This is a genomic window from Paenibacillus sp. 598K, assembly GCF_003851045.1.
Classification (GTDB): Bacteria; Bacillota; Bacilli; order Paenibacillales; family Paenibacillaceae; genus Paenibacillus_D.
Genome location: NZ_BFBX01000001.1, coordinates 269 through 1,652 on the forward strand (window position 1 = coordinate 269; position 1,384 = coordinate 1,652).

Annotated in this window: 2 protein-coding genes; both read left to right on the plus strand. The window is 51.4% G+C overall.

Annotation, left to right across the window (positions count from 1 at the left end; all coding sequences use genetic code 11):
- A partial coding sequence (locus PA598K_RS00005) for a right-handed parallel beta-helix repeat-containing protein (protein ID WP_185601310.1) occupies positions 1–615 on the plus strand: 615 nt, incomplete at its 5' end.
- A gap of 274 nt (positions 616–889) precedes the next feature.
- Positions 890–1,384: ABC transporter ATP-binding protein (locus PA598K_RS00010; protein ID WP_128654991.1), on the plus strand; the 495-nt coding region annotated here is incomplete at its 3' end.

A 1,384-nucleotide genomic window follows, 5' to 3' on the forward strand; every position in this document is an offset into this window, starting at 1 on the left:
ATCTTCGATAGCAATACAGGCGGCATCTATGCTACGAATGTTAATATTAATTCTGGTGGGATTGGCGTTCAATTCGTTCATAACTTCCCCGAGACGGCTCCCCCCAACTACGGCTTCTTCACGAACGTTCTGGCAGATTCGCAGATGGGACCCTACGGCTGGGACTTCCAATCTGCTCATTCCATGGTGCTGACGAACAGTTGGGCTGCAACCTCAGGGAATCAGGGCATGCGTATAGACAAGGTCGATGGACTTGGCATTCATGATTCACGAATCTATTGGAACAACAATGAAGGTATTTATATTACACAGAACGCGAAGAACGTGACCATCACCGACTCGCGGATTAACGGTAACTCCCGAGGCAGCTCAGGCTCAAAGCCGGGCATCTATTCCCATCCTTCTGCCCAGAATGTGCTGATTAGCGGCAATACAATCGGGCAGGCAGACGGCTTTGGAAATAGCCAATCCTACGGCATTCAGGTAGGCACGGGAGTGAGCAAGGGCCTTCTGATCAACGGCAATATGTTTACCGGAAATGTTAGCGGCAGCATCCAGAATGGTGCGACAGGCTCGAATGTGCTTGTTAACAATAATCTTACCGTAACGCCATAATGACTGAATAGAGTAAGCAAGGGCATCCCCGTCGCCAAGAGAACATCTGGCGGGGATGTTTTTAATGTCTTCAACACCGTTGTTTTTGACAAAAAAACATGATTTAAACTAAAGACATTTTTCGTTAATGCTCCTTATAATAGGAATATGAAAGCGGTGACATACCCGTGATATACGCCTCGCATCAGCCGATTATTTCACAAAATAGTAGCGGGGATCTGGCTGCGCGAGACCAGCTTGCGGATGGGACATCAGGGAATGAGGGGGAGCGAATATGGGAGCGGTGGTATTCGATCATGTGTACAAGCGTTACAAGGGAGAGCCGCAGCCGGCAGTAGATGATTTTCACCTGGAGGTTGGAGAAGGCGAATTCCTGGTACTGGTCGGCCCGTCGGGCTGCGGCAAGTCGACAACCCTGCGCATGCTGGCGGGGCTGGAGGAGATATCGGAGGGCGACATCTACATCAACGGCCGCCTGATCAATTATGTCTCGCCCAAGGATCGCGACATTGCGATGGTATTCCAGAACTATGCGTTGTATCCGAATTTATCGGTGTACGATAATATTGCACTCGGCCTCAAGCTGCGCAAGACAGCGAAGCATGAGATCGAACAGAAGGTGAATGGCGCGGCCAAAACGCTGGAGATCGGCCATCTGCTGCATCGCAAGCCGAGCCAGCTCTCCGGTGGTCAGAAGCAGCGGGTTGCCCTGGGCAGGGCAATTGTGCGCAGTCCGCAGGTCTTCCTCATGGATGAGCCGCTCTCCAAC